Source organism: Mesorhizobium sp. M0408, assembly GCF_040321495.1.
In the GTDB taxonomy this organism is placed as follows: Bacteria; Pseudomonadota; Alphaproteobacteria; order Rhizobiales; family Rhizobiaceae; genus Mesorhizobium.
In genome coordinates, this window is record NZ_JAMYRO010000072.1 from 1 (window position 1) to 2,595 (window position 2,595).

At 60.9% G+C, this 2,595-nt stretch carries 3 protein-coding genes; all 3 read left to right on the plus strand.

Annotated features, from left to right (window positions below; all coding sequences use genetic code 11):
• Nucleotides 1-82 precede the first annotated feature (82 nt).
• From tnpA to tnpC, 3 genes are read left to right on the plus strand one after another with little or no spacing between them, the layout of a single operon-like run.
• Nucleotides 83-556 (plus strand): IS66-like element accessory protein TnpA, encoded by a 474-nt coding sequence (tnpA, locus tag NKI67_RS33705; RefSeq protein WP_352453912.1) that lies wholly within the window; start codon nt 83-85, stop codon nt 554-556.
• Nucleotides 537-890, plus strand: coding sequence for an IS66 family insertion sequence element accessory protein TnpB (gene tnpB, locus NKI67_RS33710; RefSeq protein ID WP_352469379.1), 354 nt, complete (start codon nt 537-539; stop codon nt 888-890). Before tnpA ends, tnpB begins: the two co-directional genes overlap by 20 nt.
• A gap of 54 nt (nt 891-944) precedes the next feature.
• Entirely contained in the window at nt 945-2,516 is a 1,572-nt protein-coding gene (gene tnpC / locus NKI67_RS33715) for an IS66 family transposase (protein WP_352493672.1), read from the plus strand.
• The last annotated feature ends 79 nt before the right edge of the window (nt 2,517-2,595 follow it).

Genomic DNA, 2,595 nt, shown 5'->3' on the forward strand with positions numbered 1-2,595 from the left:
GTAAGCGCGAATTTCCCCGCACCTTTTGCTGTTGAGTGCTCTGATGCATGAGGTGTCCACCAAAATAGGTGGACACCTTGTGATGGAAGAAGATGAGCAGAAACTGCGGGTGAGGCTTGTCGGTCGGGACGGGCGACGCCGATACGACCCGGCATCGAAGGACCGTCTTGTCTCGGCCTGTCTTGAGCCTGGCGTGTCGGTATCGAGGCTTGCGCTCGAACATGGGGTCAATGCGAACCTTCTTCGGAAGTGGATAAAGAAGCGGGCGGAGACCCAGTCCCTCCCACAGCCCCCACCATCGGCGTTCATCCCGGTTCAGATTGAAAGCACTTCCGATCGGGCCTTGCTGCGACAGAGCAGCATGGCTGCGGTGGATTTGCCGGGGACTTGCGATGGGGCACGTAGGTCGGCATCGAAAAGGACAGCGCCTTTTTCCTCTCCAGCCAAGGTGAGCGCGTCGCTGCCGAACGGCGTGAAGTTGACGCTGGAATGCGGTGATGTGGATGCGTTGACGGCGACCATCGGAGCACTGGGTCATGTTCAGACTGGGCGCTGACCTGAAAGTCTACCTGCACCGCGAGCCGATCGACTTCCGGGCCGGCATCAACAGCCTTGCGGTTCTGGTCCAAGAGACGATGGCGCTCGATCCGTTTGCTCCGGCGGTTTTTGCGTTCTGCAATCGCCGTCGCGACCGGATGAAGCTCCTGTTCTTCGATCGGTCGGGCTTTGTGCTGGTAATGAAGCGGCTGACCGAGGACAAGTTCCGGTGGCCGCGCCGGGAGGCAGCGGTGGTCACGCTTACGACCGAGCAATTGCACTGGATCCTCGACGGCATCGACATCGATGCGATGGTCCGCCATCCGGTGCGGCAATATCAGGTTGCCGGTTGAGGGCTCTCGAATTGAGCGGTTGACGCGGCGGCATGCTTTCGATTCAAGAATCTGATGAATCGACCCGGCGAACCGACTGTTGAAGCGTTGATGGCGCGTATTGCTGCGCTGCAGGCGCAGAACCGTCAACTCACCGAACGCGTCGTCAAACTCGAGGAAGAGCTGGCGCTTGCACGACTGCATCGTTTTGCGCCGCGCAGTGAAAAGCACATTGACCGCCTCTTCAATGAAGCCGAACAGGCCGCGGATGAGGACGCCGCCGACAACGAAGATGGCGGCGTCGTTGTCCTGCCGGACACGGGCTTGCCGGCGAGCGAAGGGGCGACGGGAAAGAAGCGCGGCCGCAAGGCCTTGCCGGAAAACCTGCCGCGCGAGCGCGTCGAGTATGACCTTCCCGACGATCAGAAGGCTTGTCCTTGCTGCCGTCACCAGATGCATCGCATGGGCGAGGCCGTTACCGAGCAACTTCATATCGAGGTGAAGGCGAAGGTCCTGCAGAATGTGCGGTTCAAATATGCTTGCCGTCATTGCGACCGTACCGGCATCAACACGCCGGTCGTGACCGCGCCGATGCCCGCGCAACCCTTGCCTGGCAGCATCGCCACGGCTTCGACGCTGGCCTTCGCGCTCGTTCACAAATACGTCGACGGCACACCGCTCTACCGCCTGGCGCAGGCCTTCGAGCGCGCGGGCGTTCCTGTCAGCCGTGGCGCTCTGGGTCACTGGGTGATCGGCTCGAGCGAAAAGCATCTCGCCCGCATCTATGACGTGCTGAAGCTGCGGCTCAGATCGCAGCCCCTCATCCATGGCGACGAGACCACGGTCCAGGTGCTGAAGGAAATGGACAGAGAGGCCACCAGCACCTCGTACATGTGGGCATACCGGAGCGGCCACGACAGTGACGAGCCGATCGTGCTGCTCGATTATCAGCCGGGTCGCGGCCAGATACACCCGCAGACCTTCTTGGGCGATTACCGCGGCATCGTGATGAGTGACGGTTATTCCGCCTGGCGCACGCTGGAAGGGGCAACGCATCTTGGCTGCATGGCCCATTCCAGGCGGCGCTTCGTCGATGCCCTAAAGGCGAGGAAGAAAGGCGGCGGCCCGCCGGAACAGGCGCTCCGGTTCTTTGAACAGCTCTATCGGGTTGAAAGGCAGGCGCGGAACGAAATCCCCGATGACGGCGAAACGCGAGATCACTGCATTCGCCACTTCCGCCAGCAACATAGTGTCCCGATCCTCCATGCTCTCAAGGCATGGCTCGACGACATCGCCCCAAAAGTCTTGCCGGACAGCAAGCTCGGCGACGCCGTCTCCTACACCCTGAACCAATGGGGATATCTGACTCGTTACACCGAGGACGGCAGCATGCCGATCGACAACAATCTTCTCGAGCGTGACATCAGAATCTTTGCCACTGGCCGGAAAAGTTGGCTGTTCAGCGATACCGTCGACGGAGCCAGGGCCAGCGCCGTCATCTACAGCCTGATGTTGACCTGCCGCGCCTGTGGCGTCGAGCCGTTAGCGTGGCTGCGCCACGTCCTCACTGAACTACCTCAGCGCCCCGAGAACGCAGCCATCGAGGATCTGCTGCCCTTCAACTTCGCCAAAGCAACAGCAGCCTGATCAGACCAGATACCGTTCCCGACTCGAAGGCCATCCGTCGAAAGCGCTCGCGTCAACGTGCAGCGAAAATAGCGCTTAC